We start from the raw sequence: 17,328 nt of genomic DNA, 5'->3' as shown, positions 1-17,328 counted from the left end.
CGGCGGGGCCGGCCGCGCGGGGCGCCGCCGCCGCAGCCGGTGGCGCTCGCGGTGGCGGTCCGCGCCGCCGACTTCGCCGACCTCGCGCGGCACGGGCTGTTCGGCGGGCTGTCGTTCCGCACCTACCTGCGGCGGGTGGCGGTCCAGCTCCGGGCGCTGGGCGGGCACGGCATCGAGGTCCACCTGCGGGCGCTGGACCCGGCGGACTACGAGGAGTACTGCGCGGCGCTCGGGTTCGACCCCGGGGACGCGGCGGCGCGGGTGGCGTACGCGGCCGATCCCGAGCTGGGCGGGGAGCCGTTCGTCTACGCCGGGCAGCGGCTGGCCGTGCTGCTGCCGGAGCTGGCCGACGACCACCGGGCCAGGGTGCGGATCTCCATCGCGACGGCGGCGCTGCTGGAGGCGGCCGGCGAGGGGCCGCCGGGCGAGCGGCGGCTGGTGGCGGCGCTGCGGCACGCGATCGAGGTGTGGTCGGCGGTCGCCGCGGGCGCGGGCGACGGCTTCCACCTGCTGACCCTGCGCTGCCACGGTCCCGAGCACGGCGAGGAGCTGACCTCGGCGGCCGACCTCCTGGTGGAGCGGGGCCGGTGCGCCACGGGCGGACGCGACGGGGAGGCGTTCTGCATGACGCTAGCGGCGGGGCTGGCCGCCGGCGGCGCCGGGGCGATGGTGCTGCACGGCGATCCGGCGGCGCCCGGCGGGCAGTCGGTGCGGGGCTGGGCGCTGCACGGAGGGCGGCTGCGGCCGATGACCGGCCGCGAGGTGCTCGACGAGCTGGCCGACGACGTGGGCCGCGGCCTGCCGTTCCCGCCGGCCGCCGTCCCGCTGCCGGGCTTCGCGCTCCCCGCGCCGCCCGCCCCGGAGGACGGGGGTGGGCCCCTGGACTGACCGGGGCCGACCGGGGTCTTCGGGCCGCGGTGTCCACCAAGCGGCGCTGGGGACTGTTCATCGACCGCCTGTTCGGGGAAGATTTCGGGGAAGATCAACAGTGGGAACGGCCGGTGCCCCACGCCGCCGCTCCCGCCCGATCGGCCCCGAACCGCGCACCGCGAACGTCCCCGCGCACCGTCGGTCCGGCGAGCCCGACACCGAAAGGGGGACGCATGAGCCGGATCGAGTACAGCGCGGAGATCGCCGAGCTGCTCGGCCGGGTGCGGCGGCGTCCCACCGCGGGGTGGCCGTGGCGACCGGGTGAGCGGGTGCCTCCCGGGCTCGTGGTCAAGCAGTCCTGGGGGTGGCTGTTCGCCCCCGACGGCCGGGTGCTGACGCTGGTCAACCCCAAGGACGGCATCGTCTCGCTGCCCGGCGGCTCGCTGGAGCCGGAGGACGCCGGCGATCCCGGCTCCGCGCTGGCCCGGGAGGCGGGCGAGGAGGCGCAGGCCATGATCGGCACGGCGTACTACCTCGGCTACCTCTACGACCGGGTGGGGTCGGCCAACGGCGGGAACGAGTGCGCCCGGGTCCGGATGGCCGCCGCGCTGCGGGCGGTCGGCCCGAGCGCGCCCGACCCGGCGTCGGGCCGGCACTACCGGCGGCTGCTGGTGGCGCCGGGCCTCGCCGTCGAGCTGCTCGGCTGGGGCGCGCCCGGACTGCGCCAGGCCCGGGCGGCGGTGACGACCGCCGTCCGGTGGCTCGGCGTGCCCGAGGCGGCCAACGAGACGATCGAGGAACTGCCGGCCGACGGCTGCGAGGTCTTCCCCGAGGCCCCGACCGCCGTCGAGGCCGACCCGACGGGCCGGCCCGCGCGCCCGGCGGGCCGGCCCGGTCACGCGGCCGACCCCTCCGGCGACCGGTGAGCGCGGCCGGCCCGGCAGGCCCGGTCGGCCCCCGGGGCCTGTTCCACCACGTCGAGCTGTGGACGGACGACCTGGCCGTCGCCGTGGAGCAGTGGGGCCCGGTGCTGCTCGCGCTCGGGTGCGAGCCGTTCCAGCACTGGCCGAGCGGCCGCAGCTGGCGCCTCGGTGACGCCTACCTGGTGGTCGAGCAGTCGCCGGCGCTGCTGCCGGGCGGTCACCAGCGTCTGCGGGCCGGCCTCAACCACCTCGCCGTGCACGGCGGTCGGGCGGCGGTGGACGCCGCCCTCGCCGCCGGCTGGGTCGTCCGGGTGGACACCGGGGAAGCGGTCCACCTGGTCGACCGCCAGGGCTTCGAGCTGGAGATCGTCGTCCACGACGGCGAGCCCGGCTGACCTGCCCCGCCCCCGCTCTGCCCCGACCCGCCCCGTCTTGCCCCGCCCCCTCCTCCTGCCTCCCCCCGCCCGGGTGGCGATCCGTTCGGGTGACGACCCGTCCGGGTGACGCCCCATCCGGTGACCACCGGCGCTCACCCCGTCGCCCGTAGTGAGAAGGGGCGCGTTCATCGCGCCGTTGTCAGACTTTTCGTCAATTGACTTGGCATGACAACTTCACACGCTAGCTACCGCCTGGTATCAAATTCCGTGACGCAGGTCACCACCAGGAGGTCCCATGCCCCGCCCTGCCCGAGTCGTGTCCGTCGCCGTCACCGCGGCCCTCCTCTCCCTCACCACCCTCGCCACTGCCGGTTCGGCCCACGCCGCCGGTGTCAACTACGTCGCACTGGGCGACTCGTACTCCTCCGGCGTCGGCGCCGGCAGCTACACCGCCGAGAGCGGGAGCTGCAAGCGCAGCACCAACGCCTACGCCTACCTGTGGAAGAACGCGCACGCGCCGACGTCCTTCAAGTTCGTCGCCTGTTCCGGCGCCAGAACCGGAGACGTGCTCAACAGTCAGATCTCCGCGCTGAGTTCCACCACCACGCTGGTCAGCATCAGCATCGGCGGCAACGACGCGGGCTTCGCGAGCACGATGCAGACGTGCGTCCTGGACTCCGAGAGCGCCTGCCTGAACGCCGTCGCCACCGCGAAGAACTACGCCAACAGCACGCTGCCCGGCCAGCTGGACAGGGTCTACTCGGCGATCCGCGCCAAGGCGCCGAACGCCCGCGTCGTGGTCCTCGGCTACCCGCACATGTACAAGGTCGGCGGCAGCTGCATCCTCGGCATCGGCGACACCAAGCGGGCCGCCATCAACAGCGCCGCCGACGTGCTCGACGAGGTCCTCGCCAAGCGCGCCGCCAACGCGGGCTTCGCCTTCGGCGACGTCCGCTCGATCTTCCGCGAGCACGAGATCTGCGGTTCCAGCACCACCTGGCTGAACAGCACCACCCTGCCCGTCGACGAGAGCTACCACCCCAAGGCCGCCGGCCACTCGGGCGGCTACCTCCCGGTCTTCTCCGCCCAGGTCTGAGCGGACCCGCCCAGGCCCGCTCCGGGCCCCGACAGGCCCGGGCCCGCCGGCCCCTCACAGGGGGAGGGACCGGCGGGCCCGTCCGCTCAATGCTGCGGTGCCGGCGGGAACGGGATCCCGGCGAGGGCGGGCAGCAGCTCCCGCTCCTCATGGGCGAGATGGGCCTCCAGCCCGGCCGTCATCCGCTCCAGCTCGGCCCGGAACGCCCCCGGCTCGGCCGTGCCGATCCCGGCCACCAGCGCGGCCAGCCCGTCCTTCAGGCCGGACAGCGCCAGGTGCTCCTCGGCCAGCCGATCCAGCACGCCCCGCAGCCGGGGGTGGCTTCGGGCGAGTGCCGGGAAGACGCCCCGGTCCTCGCCGGTGTGGTGCACGGTCAGCCCCTGGCAGAACGCCAGGCAGTGCTGGCGGATCTGCAGCCCGAGCGCGGGAACGGGCCCGCCCCCGCCGGCGAAGTGCGCCTCGCTCTCGGCCCGGAGGTGCCGCAGTTGGGCACGCAGCCAGTCGTGCACCTCCAGGAGCTTGTCCGCCAGGCTGGTGATCTCGCGGGGCGGGGCGTCCCCGGTCTGCTCCAGCACCACCACGGGCAGCACCCGCTCGGTGTGCCGCTGGTAGTCCCCGTACCCGGGCGCGGCCCGGACGACCGCCTCGAAGAGCCGGTCGCGCCGTGCTCCTTCGGCGGGGACGGCGATCGCGTCGAACACCTCCTCGCCGAGTTCCACCCCCACCATCGGGCGGGCGAGCAGGTTGCGGTACCACTGCGGGTCCTCGGCCGCCCCGGCCGCCGAGGCGACGACCAGCAGCAGCCCCTCGGCCCGCACGAAGCCGAGCGGCACCGTGTGCTCCCGGCCGGTCCGGGCGCCGAAGGTGGTCAACAGCAGCAGGTCCCCGCCCTCGAAGGGCCCGCCGACCTTCCCGCCGTTGGCGCGGAACTCCTTGACGACGGCCTGGTTGAACGAATCGACTGAACCGGTCGAACCAGCCGAACCGGTCGAATGGGTTGAATCGCTTGAGTTGAACGATGAAGAAGACATGGGCATGCGTCTGTGCGGATCTCCGAACACGGAAGAGCGGCCACCGCCTCGGCCGTGGCCGCGCGGAAGGGGTCAGAAAAGGGGAGCGGAGCAGATACTCATCACGCGTCGTCCCTCGAACTCGGGTGCCGGCCCGGTCGCCGGCCGGCCCAAGTCTCTTTGGCCGGCGCCACGCTGCACGCGCCCCATCAGAACACCCCGCCCGTCCCCTGTCAACGAGCGGTCAGCCGGGCGCCGTGCGCGGCAGCAGCAGGACGGCCGTCGCGTCGTCGTGGCACTTGCTGCGGGGCCAGCGGCGGCAGTCGGGGTCGGAGCGCTCCAGCTCCCGGGTGCGGGCGATGAGGTGGCGGGGGCCGTGGGCTTCGAGCCGGTCCAGCAGTTCGGGCCAGCTGTGGACGCCGAAGTCGTCGACCGGACGGGCGGCCCCGTCGGTGAGCAGCGCCGCGGCCCGCAGCCGGTCGAGGGGCACCGATCCGGTGTAGGCCTCCTCGGCGGCGGCCGGGTCGGCGGCCGCCACCCAGTAGCCGCCGGCGGTGTTCATCACCCGGCGCTGGGCACGCGCGAACGCGGCGGCCCGTTCGGCCGGCCCGAGCCGGTCCACCTCGGCGGCGAGGGCCGCGCGCTGGGCGGTGGTGACGTGCGAGACGCGGTGGTCCGAGACCGTACGGATGCTGCCTGTCGGGGCGTTGCCGGTACGGACGTCGCCCGCGTCCAGCCGCAGCACCAGTGTGCAGTCCGCGAGGACCAGCCACTCCAGCCGCTCGGCGCCGGCCCTGGCGACGGCGACCGTGGCCGAAGGGGTGAGCGTGCTGCCCAGGTCGCAGCTGTCCGCGTGCGCCCGCGCGGTCAGGCGGATCGCCGCGGCCAGGCACTCGCGCAGGCCGGTGTGCCGGTCGGCGGCAAGGCGGTGCAGCGCGGTGCCGAGTGTCCGCACGAACCACGGCACTCCGTGGACGCACCCGCTGTCCAGGACGGCGGGCAGGCCCGCGCCGTCCAGCAGGACCACCACGTCGGCGGCGGCCAGGACGAAGTCCTCGTTGCGCGCGCCGGGGCGGGCCTGTGACGCGACCGAGGCGCGCAGGGCGGTCAGCATCCGGCGCGGTCGCGGTCGCGGTCGCGGTCGCGGTCGACGGCGCCCCGCGTCACCCGGCGGGCGCACCGCGCCCGGCGGAAGGTCCCTTCCCCTGCTCTCCCCATGGGGACGAGTCTGGCGGCGGAGGATCTCGTACCGGCCACGGACAAGGCGCGGAACGGGCGCGGAAACCGGACGCGGCACCGGCGCACCGCCGGTGCCCGATGGGCGTCCGGCGGTGCGCGGCGGTGTGTGGTGGTGTGGGCTGGTGGGCGGAGGTGCGTGACGGGCGGCGCGGGTCAGCGCGGGTCGGCGCCGGTCAGCGCAGGTAGGAGGTGAGCCCGGCGGGCTTGAGCCCGGCGACCTCGGCGGCGGCCAGGGCGCGCTGGAGGTCGCCGGCCAGGGTGTCGCTCCAGTGCATCAGCACGACGTCCCCGGGCGACAGGGTGCCCTCGTGCCAGATGTTGGAGGCACCCCAGCTGAAGTCCGCGTCGGCGGTGAGCACGGTGCGCATGCCGCAGTTGGCGGCGGCCTGCAGGGTGTCGGCGTTCCAGGCGAAGTACGGCGGGCGGAACACGGTCGGCGCGGTGCCGAACCGGCGCGTGAGCGAGTCCCGGGCGTCGCAGATCTCCACCTGCTGCTCGGCGGGCGAGAGCTTGGTGAGGTCCGGGTGGGAGACGCTGTGGTTCTGCACGGAGGAGCCGGGCGTGGAGGTGACCCGCTGGAAGTAGCCGGGGTCGGCGGCGGCGGCCATCGGCAGCGGGAAGGCGGTGATGGGCAGCTGGTGGTCGGTGATGAAGCGCTCCGCCTCCGGGCTGGTCTGCCAGCCGTCGTCGATGGTGAAGAAGACCACCTTGTCGCTGGTCGGCACCGAGGCGGCGGCGGTCGCCGGGGCGGGCGCGGGGCCGTCCACCCGGACGTCGTCGACCGCGAACGGGCCCTGCTGGTACCAGCCGTGGACGGACAGGCGCACGGTGGTGGCGGTGGGGCCGGCGGTGAAGCGGGTGGTGAGCTTCTGCCAGTCGCCGTGGGTGTCCTCGGTCCAGGCGGGGGCGGTCGGGCGGTCGGTGCCGTCGGTGGCGCCGAGGAAGACGAACTTCCCGCGGACCCAGGCGGAGGCGGTGTAGGTGGCGCCGGGCTGGACCGAGACGGTCTGGGCGCACTTGCCGGTGGACTCGTCGCCCGCCGGGGTGACGGCCAGGGCGGAGGCACCCGAGTGCGGGGCGGCGGTGGTGACGGAGGCCTCGGCGGGTCCGCCGTAGCAGTGCCAGCCGGGGACGCTGCCCCAGTCGGCGAGCGAGGAGGCGGGGATCTCGAACCCCGGGTTGGTGGCCAGGTTGACGGTGGCTGCGGCGGCCCCGGCCGGGGCGGCGCTCTCGTTCGCCGAGGCCGCGGCGGGCCCGGCGAGGCCGGCCACCAGCAGTGCGGCGGTGGCGGCGAGTGCCGACAGGCGTGCGGGCATGCGCGAGGAGATGGACACGTGGGGACTCCTGCGTGGGGACACGCGACCGTTGGGGCGGGCGCGCGGAGAACGGGATGTGGGGGTGCTCCCGGAGGGGGCGGGAGCCGTCGGCGTGCCGCACTCTGACCGGACCAAAACAATGGACTGGACCACTCCGATCGTCAAGGAGTGGCGAACGCGACGGGGGGCACCGGTCGTACCGCACACGGGGTGAGACGGTCCGTCAGGGTGCGTAGAGTTCCTCGATGTCCGCCGCGTAGTAGTCGGTGATCGCCGCCCGACGCAGCTTCAGCGAAGGCGTCAGCAGCCCCTGCTCCACCCCGAACTCGCTGGGCAGCAGCCGGAAGGCGCGGATCGACTCGGCGCGCGAGACGGCGGTGTTGGCGGCCGCGACGGCGCGCTGGATCTCGGCGTGCAGATCCTCGTCGGTGAGCACCGCCCACGGGTCCGACTGCCCGCGCCCGCGCTGCTTCAGCCAGTGCGCCAGCGCCGCCGGGTCGAGGGTGATCAGCGCACCCACGTAGGGGCGGTCGTCGCCCACCACCAGGCACTGCGAGACCAGCGGATGCGTCTCGACCCGCAGTTCCAGCGCGCCGGGCGCGAGGTTCTTGCCGCTGCTGGTGACGATGAGGTCCTTCTTGCGGCCGGTGATGGTCAGATAGCCGTCCTCGTCCAGCCGGCCGAGGTCGCCGGTCCCGAACCAGCCCTCGAACAGCGACTCGGCCGTGCAGCGCGGATGGTTGAGGTAGCCGCCGAAGACGCCGGGGCCGCGTACCCACACCTCGCCGTCGTCGGCGATCGCCACGGTGGCACCGGGCACCGGCCGTCCGACCGTGCCGATCTTGGAGCGCCCGGGCGGGTTGCCGGCGATCGCGGCCGAGGTCTCGGTCAGCCCGTAGCCCTCGTACAGCTGGAAGCCGATCCCGGTGAAGAACAGGCCGAGTTCGCGGTCCAGCGCCGAACCGCCGCACATCAGCGTCCGCAGCCGGCCGCCGAAGACGGCGCGCAGCCGCTGGTACACCGTCCGCTCGTAGGCGAGGTGGCGCAGCCGTAAGCCGGCGCCGGGCCCGTGGCCGTGCCCGAGGGCGCGCTGCTCCCGGCAGCCGGCCCAGTCGACGGCCACCTGCCGGGCCTGTTCGAACAGTTCGGCCCGCCCGGCCTCCTCGGCGGTGCGCCGGGCCTGCTGGAACACCTTGTCGAGCACGTACGGCACGACGAGCAGGAAGGTGGGGCGCAGCGCGGCGAACGCGGCCAGCAGGGCGTCGGTGGACATCTCGGAGAGGTGGCCGAGCCGGAAGCCGCCGCGCACCGCGGAGATCTGCACCATCCGCCCGTAGACGTGCGCCAGCGGCAGGAACAGCACGGTGGAGGGCTGGTGGCCGCCGGTGTCGTGCAGCGCCTCCTGCCAGCAGGCGATCAGCGCGTCGGAGGCGGTGGCCAGGGCGCCGTGGGTGAGCAGGCAGCCCTTGGGTCGGCCGGTGGTGCCGGAGGTGTAGACGACGGTGGCGACGGTGTCGGCGGTGACGCCGAGCCGCTGGCGGTGGACCAGCGTGTCGGGGACCCCGCGCCCGTCCTCGACGATCGCGGCGACGCAGCCCCGGTCCAGCTGCCAGATGCCGGTCAGGTCGGGGAGCGCGTCGCAGACCGCGCCGACGGTCATCGCGTGGTCCTCGTCCTCGACCAGGCAGGCCACCGCCTGGGTCTCGGCGAGGATCCAGCGGACCTGCTCGGGCGCGGCGGTGGGGTAGACGGGGACGGGGACCGCGCCGATCGACCAGAGCGCGTAGTCGAACAGCGTCCACTCGTAGCGGGTGCGGGACATCAGCGCGACCCGGTCGCCGTAGCGGACGCCGCGGGTGAGCAGGCCCTTGGCGAGGGCGAGCACCTCGTCGCGGAAGCCGGCCGCGGTGACGTCCTGCCAGCCGTCGGCGGCGGTGCCCCGGGCGCCCTCGGCGCGGCGGGCCAACTGGACCAGGCCGGGGGAGCGTTCGGCGGTGTCGTAGAGCGAGTCGGCCAGCCCGCCGGTGGCCGGCGGCCCGGCCGGGGCGGGGGTGGTGAACTCGCGCACGATCCCCCCGATCCGTCCTCCAGGTGGAGCGAAACTATCGGATGGCGTGCCGACTGCCCAGGGTTGTGACCAGGACGCGACGAGATCGGCACCGGTCCGTGCGGAAAGTGCCGTGGAACGGTCGTCCGCCGCCGTCGTCGTGCCGCCGTGGCGTCGTCGCCGAGCCGTCGCCGAGCCTTCGCCGTACTGCCGTGGTGCCGCCGGACGGCGTTCGCCCGGGTGCTCCGGACGTGGCCCGGAGACGGCTCGGCGGTGGCCCGGACGCGGTGTGGCGACGGAGGGGTGGCGGTGTGACGGCGATGTGGCAGTAGTGCCAAACCGGTGATCTTGGTGCCGATCCGGACACGATCCGGCCCGGGGTGAAGAGAGGCCGGGTTCGACCCTCGAACGAGTGGTCAGGGCGTAGTAGAGTCTCGCAGACCTGCGGCCGGGGCTCCCGGCCCGGCCTGCGAAACCACCCCCGGACCGGCACCTGGTCCGTACCAGCACGCCTTCCGTCCGCGCCGATCCACGCCCCCACCGCCCCCGCCGACCCGCCGCCCGCACCCCGTCCGCGCCTGGCACTTCCCGACCGAGGACTCCATGCGTCTGCGCAGCAGCTCGATCCGCGCGAAGATCATCGCGCTGCTCCTGGTGCCCATCGTCGCCCTCGCCGCCCTCTGGGCGTACGCGACGCTCACCACCGCCGGGGACGTCTGGAGCCGGCTGGACCTCAGCAGGACGTACAAGGAGTTCGGCGCCCCGGTCGACCAGTACGCGCACGACCTGCAGAACGAGCGCCGGGCCGCCGTCGAGCGGCTGGCCGACCCGGCCTCGCGCGCCGCCCGCGACGCCCTCGCACAGGCCCAGGCCGTCACCGACCGGGACCTCGCCGTGCTGCGGCAGAAGAAGGACACCGGGAGCGGACGGCTGGACGAGGCCCAGCGCGGCCGCCTGCTGCAGATCCTCGCCGCCGCCGACCAGCTCCCCCCGCTGCGCGCGCAGGTCGGCCGCGCCGCGCTCAACTGGGAGTTCGCGCTCGCCCAGTACACCGACCTGGTCGAGCCCACCTTCGGCTTCCGGTCGGCCTTCGTCGCCCGCCAGAGCGGCCAGCTCCCGCGGCAGGGCACCATCCTGACCGAGCTGGTGCGCGCCCGCGAGTACCTCTCCCAGGAGGACGCGGCGATGGAGGGCCTGAGCACCGCGACCGCCCGCCCGACCGCCGAGCAGTACCAGGTCGCGCTCGACGCCCTGCACAACCAGCAGGCCCTGTTCACCGTCTACATCGCCGAGCTGGACCCGGTCGACCAGGCCGACTACATCGCCCTGCGCGGCGGAGAGGCCTGGGCCTCGCTCGCCCGGGCCGAGGCGGACTTCGTCGGCGCGGGCGGCCCCGAGCGGGTGGTCCAGGCGATCAACGGCGACGACTGGCGGCAGACCGCCGACCAGGCGCTCGGCGACCTCGCCGCGATCAACGCCCGGCTGGCCGGCACCATCGACGAGCGCGACCACTCGTACGCGATCGGACTGCTCTGGCGCGGCGGCATCGCCGGTGTGATCGGCCTGGTCGCCGTGGTGCTCTCGGTCCTGATCTCCTACCGGATCGGCCGCGGCCTGGTGCGCGACCTGATCGGCCTGCGCAACGCCGCCAACGAGCTGGCCGGCACCCGCCTGCCCTCGGTGATGCTGCGGCTGCGCAAGGGCGAGGCGGTGGACGTCGCCGCCGAGGCCCCCGAGCTGGAGTTCGGCCCGGCCGAGATCGGCCAGGTCGGACAGGCGATCAACGCCGTGCAGCGGGCCGCCGTCGAGGCCGCCGTCGAACAGGCCGAGCTGCGGCGCGGCGTCTCCGCGGTCTTCGTCAACCTGGCCCGGCGCAGCCAGGTGCTGCTGCACCGCCAGCTGACCCTGCTCGACACCATGGAGCGGCGCACCGAGGACCCGGCGGAGCTGGAGGACCTCTTCAAGGTCGACCACCTCACCACCCGTATGCGCCGGCACGCCGAGGGCCTGATCATCCTGGCCGGCGGCTCGCCCGGCCGGGCCTGGCGCAAGCCGGTGCGGATGGTGGACGTGGTCCGCGCGGCGGTCGGCGAGGTCGAGGACTACGCCCGGGTGATCGTCCGGCCGTTCCCCGGCACCGGCCTGCTCGGCAGCGCGGTCGCGGACGTCACCCACCTGGTCGCCGAGCTGGTCGAGAACGCGGCGGTGTACTCCCCGCCGGCCACCCAGGTCACCGTCCAGGGCGAGGTGGTCGCGCACGGCTTCGCGCTGGAGATCGACGACCGGGGGCTCGGGCTGAGCGAGCAGGCACTCGCCGGGATCAACGAACGCCTCGCGGTCGAGCAGGAGTTCGACCTCGCCGACACCGACCGGCTCGGCCTCTTCGTGGTCAGCCGGCTGGCCCGGCGGCACGGCATCCGGGTGCACCTGCGGCCCTCGCCGTACGGGGGGACCACGGCGGTGGTGCTGATACCGCGCGAGCTGCTGGCGGAGGCGCCGGACGGGCTGCCGGAGCCGCTGGCGGCGGGCGCCGGCTCGGGGGCGGGTGCGGGTGCGGCCGGGGGACGGCGTGCGGCGGCGGGTCGGCGCGACCTCGTCGCGGTGCCCTCGCTCGGCGCGGACCGGGCGGCGGGCGCCGGCGGTCCGGGTGCGGTGAAGGCCGTGAACGGGGCCGGCGGGGCGAACGGCTCGGACGGCTCGGACGGCGCGGGAGGGCGGCACCGGATCAGCGGCGGGCCGCGTCCTTCGGCGCCCGAACCAGCACGCACGCCGGGCGGTCTGCCGCGCCGGTCGCGCGGCAACGGCGGGCCGGTGCTCGTCCCGGCACCGGCCGGTGAGCCCGCCGGGCCCGGCACCGGCCGGCACCGGCGTGCGGAGGTCCAGGGTGCGGCGGCCGTGGCGGACACGGTGCCCGCCGTCCCCGAGGACACCGCCCCGCCGCGTGACGACGCCCCGGGCACCGGTGCCCCGGGTGGCGGGGTCTCGCCGGGCGGGCTGCCGCGTCGCGTCCGGCAGGCGAGTCTCGCCCCGCAGTTGCGCGAGCGGGCGGCGGAAGCCGTAACCGCCGCCGCCCCGGCGGGCGAGCGCCCCGCCGGCGGCGGCGAGGCGGCGCGCGAGCGTTCGCCCGAGGAGGCCCGGGCCACCTTCGCCTCGTTCCAGCGCGGCTTCACCCGAGGCCGGGGCGCCACCGGCGTCCCGCCAGCCCCCCGGCCGTCGTCGCCGGCGTCGTCGGCCTCCGCGCCGGGGACCGCGCCCGGCTGGCAGCCGCCGGACCCGGGACGCCGCGCGATCAGTCCGGCGCCCGCCCCGGCGGCGCTGCCCGGCCCCGCCGGAGGCGAGCCGGCGCCGTTGGCCCGCCGCGCGCCCGTCCCGCCGCCGACCAGGCTCGTCCGCGCTCCGCGCGCCACTGCGGAACCGGGCGCACCCGCCGGTCCGTTGTCCGACGGGCCGTCCGAAGGCACCGCACCACCCGCACGACCCGTCAGGCCCGTTCGACCCGCTCCACCGGCACGACAGGCACGACCGGTACGACAGGCACCACCCGCAACACCCGCACCACCCGCTCCAGCGGAAGGAACAGATTCATGACCACTTCGACGCAGTCGCCCGGGGACCTCAACTGGCTCCTGGACGACCTGGTGGGACGCGTCGCCGCGCTGCGGCACGCGGTGATCCTCTCCAGCGACGGCCTGGCCACCGGCGCCTCCCGCGACCTCGACCGGGAGGACGCCGAGCACCTGGCCGCCGTCGCCGCAGGCTTCCACAGCCTGGCGAAGGGCGCCGGCGGGCACTTCAAGGTCGGCGGCGTGCGCCAGACCATGGTCGAGCTGGACGAGGCCTTCCTGTTCATCACCGCGGCCGGCGACGGCAGCTGCCTGGCGGTGCTGAGCGAGGCCGAGGCCGACATCGGCCAGATCGCCTACGAGATGGCCCTGCTGGTCAAGCGGGTCGGCGAGCACCTGGCCGCCGAACCGCGCGCCGACGTGGCCCCGCCCGGGAGATGAGCGGTCCGATGGCGGACGAGGAGCCGACATCGGTGCCCCCGGACCCTGTCCCGGGACCGGACGCCGTCCGGGACCCCGTCCCGGCCCCGGACGGTCGTGAGGGCGACGGCCGCGGGGCCGGCGACCGGGGGCCGGACGGCCCGGAGGGTCCCGACGGCCCGGAGGGTCCCGACGGCCCTGACGGTCCCGACGGCCCTGACGGGAGCGGGCCGGGGCTGGACCTGTTCCAGGCGCGGACCCCGGTCGACGACCGCTGGTTCGACGACGAGGCCGGCCCGGTGGTGCGGCTGTACTCGATGACCCGCGGCCGCACCCGGCCCGTCGAGGACGGCCTGTTCGACCTGATCTCGCTGATCACCGCCAAGGACCCCGCGCCGGCCACCGGGGCCGTGCCCGCCCACGTGCTCGACCCGGAGCACCAGACCATCCTGGCCTGGTGCCGCCGGGAGCCGATCTCGGTGGCCGAGCTCGGCTCCTACACCGATCTGCCGGTCAGCGTCGTGCGCGTCCTGCTCGGCGACCTCTACGACGCCGATCTGATCAGCGTCACCCGACCCGTTCCGCTCGCCGAGCTGCCGGACGAGCGCCTGCTGCGAGACGTGATCAATGGACTCCGTGCGCTCTGACCTGACCGCGGCCGCCGACGCCACCGCCCCTGCCGACGCCCCTGCCGGCGTCACCGTGACCGCGGCCGCCCCGGCGCGGCCCGCCCACCACCGGGCCGGCGGCGCGGGCGACGACCGGGCCAACGACCCGCGCTGGCGCGGCGGCCCGGCGGCGGCGGTGAAGATCCTGGTCGCCGGCGGCTTCGGCGCGGGCAAGACCACCCTGGTCGGCTCGGTCAGCGAGATCCGCCCGCTGCGCACCGAGGAGGAGCTCAGCGAGCTGGGCCGGCCGGTGGACGACACCGCGGGCGTGGAGGCCAAGCGCACCACCACGGTGGCCATGGACTTCGGCCGGATCGACCTGCGGCCCGGCCTCGCCCTCTACCTCTTCGGCACGCCCGGCCAGGACCGGTTCTGGTTCGTCTGGGACGAGCTGGCCCGGGGCGCGCTCGGCGCGGTGGTGCTGGCGGACACCCGGCGCCTCGCGGACTGCTTCCCCTCGGTGGACTTCTTCGAGCAGCGCGGCATCCCCTTCCTGGTGGCCGTGAACTGCTTCGAGGGCAGCGAGCTCTTCGCCCCCGAGGAGGTCCGGGACGCGCTCGATCTGGACCCGGGCATCCCGGTGATGCTCTGTGACGCACGCCTCCGCGAGGACGGCAAGGAGCTGCTGGTGGCGCTGGTCGAGCACGCCGCCGCCCGCCGCCGGAGCACGCCGGCCACGGTCTGAGCCGACGCCTGGCCGTGGCCGGACGCGCCGCCGATCCGCGGCCCGGACCCGCCGCCGACCCGTGGCCGACCGTGGCCGGAGGCCTTGCCGGACACGGCGCCGGACCGGGCCGCCGTCCCCGCCACGGGGGGTGGCGCCGCGTCAGCGTCTCATTCCGGTGTTCACATGTCGGACGCTCGGCGCACGGCAGGTTGCCTTGACCGGCCCGGCGTGGAAGGCTCTGGGGACGGAGGCCGCCCGGCCCGTTGCCGGGATGCCTCGAACGTGCCACGCACCGAGTGCGTCCGGCACGCGCGACGCGGCACAACGCAGGGACGTGCCGGCGCACCGGGACCAGAGGGGGGAGGGCCGTACCGTGAACGTCGAGCAGCGACGCGCGTCGGCCGTGTCCGCCTCCCTGGACCTCCCCGTCCCGGTCACCCCGGCGCTGACCGTCCGGCGGTACATCGACCACGCGCTGATCTGCAGCGCCTGCTGTCGCTGACGCCACCACCCTTCGCCGTCCACCTCACCGTCGCCACCGCCCGCCGCCCGGGGAACCCTCCCGGTCGGCCAGGCCCGTCCGGATCGCCAATGCCGGACCGGGTCGGGCGGAAAGCGACGGCCCCTCGCATCGTCGACCCGGCAGCATCGGACATCCGTCCGGTGGGCCGCCGTCGTCCCTGCCCGCTTCGCGGAGAGCACCAGTGAACCTCGCCAGCACCACCAGCCACCCGGCCGTCGCCACCACCGCCACCGACAGCGCCGCCACCCGCGTCGCCGTCGCGGCGGCAGGGACGGCCGCCGTGACGCGGTGCGACGCGGGAACCACCCGGCCGGATGGGCGCGGGAGACACGCCGTGGACGGAGGAAGAGGCCGGCCCGCCGACCTCGAGCCGTTCTGGCCGTCCCGGCAGCCGCACCTGTTCGACCAGACGTGTCCGGGCTCGCCCAGCGCGTCCCGGCACTCCCTCCGCTGACCCCGGGTCAGTCCTCGGCAGCACGCCCGGTCGACGCGCAGACGACTCCACCCCGTCCGTCACGCGCGAAATGAGCGGCATCATGTCCATCTCCTCCACCGCCACCCTTCCCCTTCCCTCCGCGACCCCGCACCTGCGCGCGGTCCGCTCCGTCGCCCCGAACCCCGAACGCCGGCACCCCGGGCCCGGTCCGCAGCGTCCGGCCGGCCAGCCTGGTTCCGTCCCGCCCGCGGCGGCGGGCCCGTCCGTGTCCCCGGCGGCGTCCGGCCCGGCCCCGGTCGTGCCGTCGCTCCCGCCGCAGGCGCTGCTCGCGGCGCTGCCGGAGGGCGCGGCGGTGGTCGCCGCGCTGCCGCAGGGCTCGCTGCCGCAGGCCCTGCTCGCCCAGTACGGGGCGCAGTTCGGCGCCTCGGCGGGGCAGCCGATGGTCGGCTACCTGGTGCTGGTCCCGGCCGAGGCCGGCGCCGCGCCGACCGGATTCCCGGTCGCGTCCGTCGCGGCTCCGGCTCCGGCCCCGGCGACTGCCGCCGGTGCGCCGGGTGGCCCGTCCTCCGGCGTGCCGTTCGGTTCCGCGCCCTTCGGCCCGGCGCCGACCGTCCCCGCCGCGTCCGTCTCCGCCGCGCCCGCCGCGGGGATCCCCGTCCGTCCGGTGCGACCCGCCGGGCGCGGCATCGCCGTCGACGTGGAGCGCCGCAACGCCTACGTGGACGGGCGGCTGCTCGACCTCACCTACCTGGAGTTCGAGCTGCTCGCCCACCTGACCGAGCACCCGCAGCGGGTGCACACCCGCGACCACCTGGTCTCCGCCGTCTGGGGCTACGGCCACGTCGGCGACGGCCGCACGGTGGACGTGCACGTGGCCCGGCTGCGCCGCAAGCTCGGAGTGGCCTACCGGGACGCCATCGTGACGGTCCGTCGGGTCGGCTACAAGTACACCCCCGTCGCCTGATCCCTTCCCTGCCGGGGCCGGGCGTTCCCCCTGAACGCCCGGCCCTTCAGGCATTGTTGACTGCCCGTCATATCCGTTGTTCGGGCGGCAGCAGCAGTACGGCGAGCGCCGCGGCGCAGGACCGCGCGTGGCCGAGGAACCAGTCCAGCCGCTCGTCGGTGAGGTGGACGGGCGTGGAGCGGACGGCGAGCGCGAAGCGGGCCTGTCCGGCGCCGTCCAGCACCGGAACGGCCACCGTCCGCACGCCGGCTGCCGACTCGCCGTCGTTGAGCGCGTGACCGGCTTCCCTGACCTTCGCCAACTCCTCGTCCAGGCGCTCCGGTTCGGTGATGGTCCGGTCGGTGAACGGCGGCAGCGGCCCCAGCGTCGAGATCCCCGCGTCGCCCGGGCGCGGCCAGGCCAGCAGCACCTTGCCGAGTGCCGTGGAGTGCAGCGGCCGACGCAGTCCCAGGCCGGTGTCCGGGCGCACCGAGGCGCCGACCAGGATCACCGCGTGCGGGCCGCTGCGGATCGCCAGATCGGCGGCGGCGCCGGTGCGGCGCGACAGCAGGTCGAGTTCCGGCGCAGCCAGGTGCAGGCCCCGCTGGTGGAAGGTGAGTTGGCCCAGTTCGGCGACGGCGGGGCCGAGCCGGTAGCGGGCCGTCTGCTCGTCCTGCTCCAGGAACCCGGCGCTGACCAGGGTGCGGGCCAGCCGGTGAGCGGTCGAGACCGACAGGCCCATCCGGCGGGCCAGGTCCGAGGCGCTCAGATCGGGGCCGTTGTCGTGGAAGCAGTGCAGCAGCCCGAGGGCCCGCTGAACGGCCTGGGCGCCGGTCGGCGGGCTCTGGACGGCGGTGACGGCCTCGGCCATGGCACCTCTCGTTCTGTCCTTGGCTCCGGCCGGTTCACCGGAGTCGCTCCCAGACTATGGCAGCGCGTGCTGCCGGAATGTGTCAACGGCGTTGCAAAAGTATGCCGTTCATGAACAACCGATCCCATGATGTGGCAAACCCTTGTCCGGTGGCCGCCGGTCGTGGAACGCTCGGTACAGCGCACCGGACGAGCCCCGTCCACCGCGCACCGGACCGCAGGAAGGAGCAGCGCCGTGACGAACCGCCGGTGCCCCGCCCCCTGCGCCTGTTGTCGCTGACGCGTCGTCTCCGTCCGCGCCGACCACCCTACGGACTCCCCGCCCCGTCACGCCTGGTGACCCGTGCCGCGCCGCGCTCC

Annotated in this window: 15 protein-coding genes; 10 read left to right on the top strand and 5 right to left on the bottom strand. The window is 75.4% G+C overall.

The window, feature by feature from the left end:
- The 4 genes from ACFU74_RS18135 to ACFU74_RS18120 all read left to right on the top strand — a co-directional run.
- Positions 1-888: hypothetical protein (locus ACFU74_RS18135; RefSeq protein WP_380757707.1), on the top strand; the 888-nt coding region annotated here is incomplete at its 5' end.
- A 215-nt stretch (positions 889-1,103) separates the two neighbouring features.
- Positions 1,104-1,796 carry a hypothetical protein gene (locus tag ACFU74_RS18130; protein WP_380757704.1) on the top strand — a complete coding sequence of 231 codons (693 nt, stop codon included), beginning with the start codon at positions 1,104-1,106 and terminating at the stop codon, positions 1,794-1,796.
- On the top strand, positions 1,793-2,188 hold the full coding sequence (locus ACFU74_RS18125) for a glyoxalase (protein WP_380757702.1): 396 nt from the start codon (positions 1,793-1,795) through the stop codon (positions 2,186-2,188). Before ACFU74_RS18130 ends, ACFU74_RS18125 begins: the two co-directional genes overlap by 4 nt.
- A 277-nt stretch (positions 2,189-2,465) precedes the next feature.
- Positions 2,466-3,266 (top strand): SGNH/GDSL hydrolase family protein, encoded by an 801-nt coding sequence (locus tag ACFU74_RS18120; protein WP_380757700.1) that lies wholly within the window; start codon positions 2,466-2,468, stop codon positions 3,264-3,266.
- Between the two features lie 86 nt (positions 3,267-3,352).
- On the opposite strand, the gene ACFU74_RS18115 is transcribed toward ACFU74_RS18120, so the two are convergent.
- From ACFU74_RS18115 to ACFU74_RS18100, 4 genes are all read right to left on the bottom strand, one after another.
- The gene (locus tag ACFU74_RS18115) at positions 3,353-4,297 is read right to left on the bottom strand and encodes a nitroreductase/quinone reductase family protein (protein ID WP_380757698.1); all 945 of its coding nucleotides are present in this window, start codon (positions 4,295-4,297) and stop codon (positions 3,353-3,355) included.
- 223 nt (positions 4,298-4,520) lie between these two features.
- Positions 4,521-5,390: a protein phosphatase 2C domain-containing protein gene (locus tag ACFU74_RS18110; protein WP_380757696.1), complete on the bottom strand. Its 870-nt coding sequence runs from the start codon at positions 5,388-5,390 to the stop codon at positions 4,521-4,523.
- 298 nt (positions 5,391-5,688) lie between these two features.
- Entirely contained in the window at positions 5,689-6,849 is a 1,161-nt protein-coding gene (locus tag ACFU74_RS18105) for a polysaccharide deacetylase family protein (RefSeq protein WP_380757694.1), read from the bottom strand.
- Positions 6,850-7,054: 205 nt separating this feature from the next.
- Positions 7,055-8,899, bottom strand: a complete 1,845-nt coding sequence (locus ACFU74_RS18100) for an AMP-dependent synthetase/ligase (protein WP_380757692.1) — start codon at positions 8,897-8,899, stop codon at positions 7,055-7,057.
- Between the two features lie 582 nt (positions 8,900-9,481).
- On the opposite strand from ACFU74_RS18100, the gene ACFU74_RS18095 reads away from it, so the two are divergent.
- The 6 genes from ACFU74_RS18095 to ACFU74_RS18070 all read left to right on the top strand — a co-directional run bounded on the left by ACFU74_RS18095 (position 9,482) and on the right by ACFU74_RS18070 (position 16,119).
- Entirely contained in the window at positions 9,482-12,466 is a 2,985-nt protein-coding gene (locus ACFU74_RS18095) for a nitrate- and nitrite sensing domain-containing protein (protein ID WP_380757690.1), read from the top strand.
- Positions 12,463-12,882 carry a roadblock/LC7 domain-containing protein gene (locus tag ACFU74_RS18090; RefSeq protein ID WP_350542745.1) on the top strand — a complete coding sequence of 140 codons (420 nt, stop codon included), beginning with the start codon at positions 12,463-12,465 and terminating at the stop codon, positions 12,880-12,882. Before ACFU74_RS18095 ends, ACFU74_RS18090 begins: the two co-directional genes overlap by 4 nt.
- Before the next feature lie 215 nt (positions 12,883-13,097).
- Positions 13,098-13,508 carry a DUF742 domain-containing protein gene (locus ACFU74_RS18085; protein WP_380757718.1) on the top strand — a complete coding sequence of 137 codons (411 nt, stop codon included), beginning with the start codon at positions 13,098-13,100 and terminating at the stop codon, positions 13,506-13,508.
- Between the two features lie 157 nt (positions 13,509-13,665).
- Positions 13,666-14,214 (top strand): ATP/GTP-binding protein, encoded by a 549-nt coding sequence (locus ACFU74_RS18080; protein WP_380757715.1) that lies wholly within the window; start codon positions 13,666-13,668, stop codon positions 14,212-14,214.
- Between the two features lie 355 nt (positions 14,215-14,569).
- Positions 14,570-14,698 (top strand): hypothetical protein, encoded by a 129-nt coding sequence (locus ACFU74_RS18075; RefSeq protein WP_380757688.1) that lies wholly within the window; start codon positions 14,570-14,572, stop codon positions 14,696-14,698.
- Between the two features lie 557 nt (positions 14,699-15,255).
- Positions 15,256-16,119: a winged helix-turn-helix domain-containing protein gene (locus tag ACFU74_RS18070; RefSeq protein ID WP_380757686.1), complete on the top strand. Its 864-nt coding sequence runs from the start codon at positions 15,256-15,258 to the stop codon at positions 16,117-16,119.
- Positions 16,120-16,186: 67 nt separating this feature from the next.
- Here the strand turns inward: ACFU74_RS18070 and ACFU74_RS18065 are convergent, their stop codons facing one another.
- On the bottom strand, positions 16,187-16,969 hold the full coding sequence (locus ACFU74_RS18065; RefSeq protein WP_380757684.1) for an IclR family transcriptional regulator: 783 nt from the start codon (positions 16,967-16,969) through the stop codon (positions 16,187-16,189).
- Positions 16,970-17,328 lie beyond the last annotated feature (359 nt).

It is taken from the genome of Kitasatospora sp. NPDC057500 (genome assembly GCF_042802195.1).
Classification (GTDB): domain Bacteria; phylum Actinomycetota; class Actinomycetes; order Streptomycetales; family Streptomycetaceae; genus Kitasatospora.
The sequence above is the reverse complement of the archived record's forward strand: the minus strand, read 5'-3'. Positions and strand labels throughout refer to the sequence as shown.

Coding starts and splice junctions, on each gene's coding strand:
- ACFU74_RS18130 (WP_380757704.1), top strand. CDS start 1,104: ATGAGCCGGATCGAGTACAGCGCGGAGATCGCCGAGCTGCTCGGCCGG.
- ACFU74_RS18120 (WP_380757700.1), top strand. CDS start 2,466: ATGCCCCGCCCTGCCCGAGTCGTGTCCGTCGCCGTCACCGCGGCCCTC.
- ACFU74_RS18115 (WP_380757698.1), bottom strand. CDS start 4,297: ATGTCTTCTTCATCGTTCAACTCAAGCGATTCAACCCATTCGACCGGT.
- ACFU74_RS18110 (WP_380757696.1), bottom strand. CDS start 5,390: ATGCTGACCGCCCTGCGCGCCTCGGTCGCGTCACAGGCCCGCCCCGGC.
- ACFU74_RS18095 (WP_380757690.1), top strand. CDS start 9,482: ATGCGTCTGCGCAGCAGCTCGATCCGCGCGAAGATCATCGCGCTGCTC.
- ACFU74_RS18090 (WP_350542745.1), top strand. CDS start 12,463: ATGACCACTTCGACGCAGTCGCCCGGGGACCTCAACTGGCTCCTGGAC.
- ACFU74_RS18070 (WP_380757686.1), top strand. CDS start 15,256: ATGTCCATCTCCTCCACCGCCACCCTTCCCCTTCCCTCCGCGACCCCG.
- ACFU74_RS18065 (WP_380757684.1), bottom strand. CDS start 16,969: ATGGCCGAGGCCGTCACCGCCGTCCAGAGCCCGCCGACCGGCGCCCAG.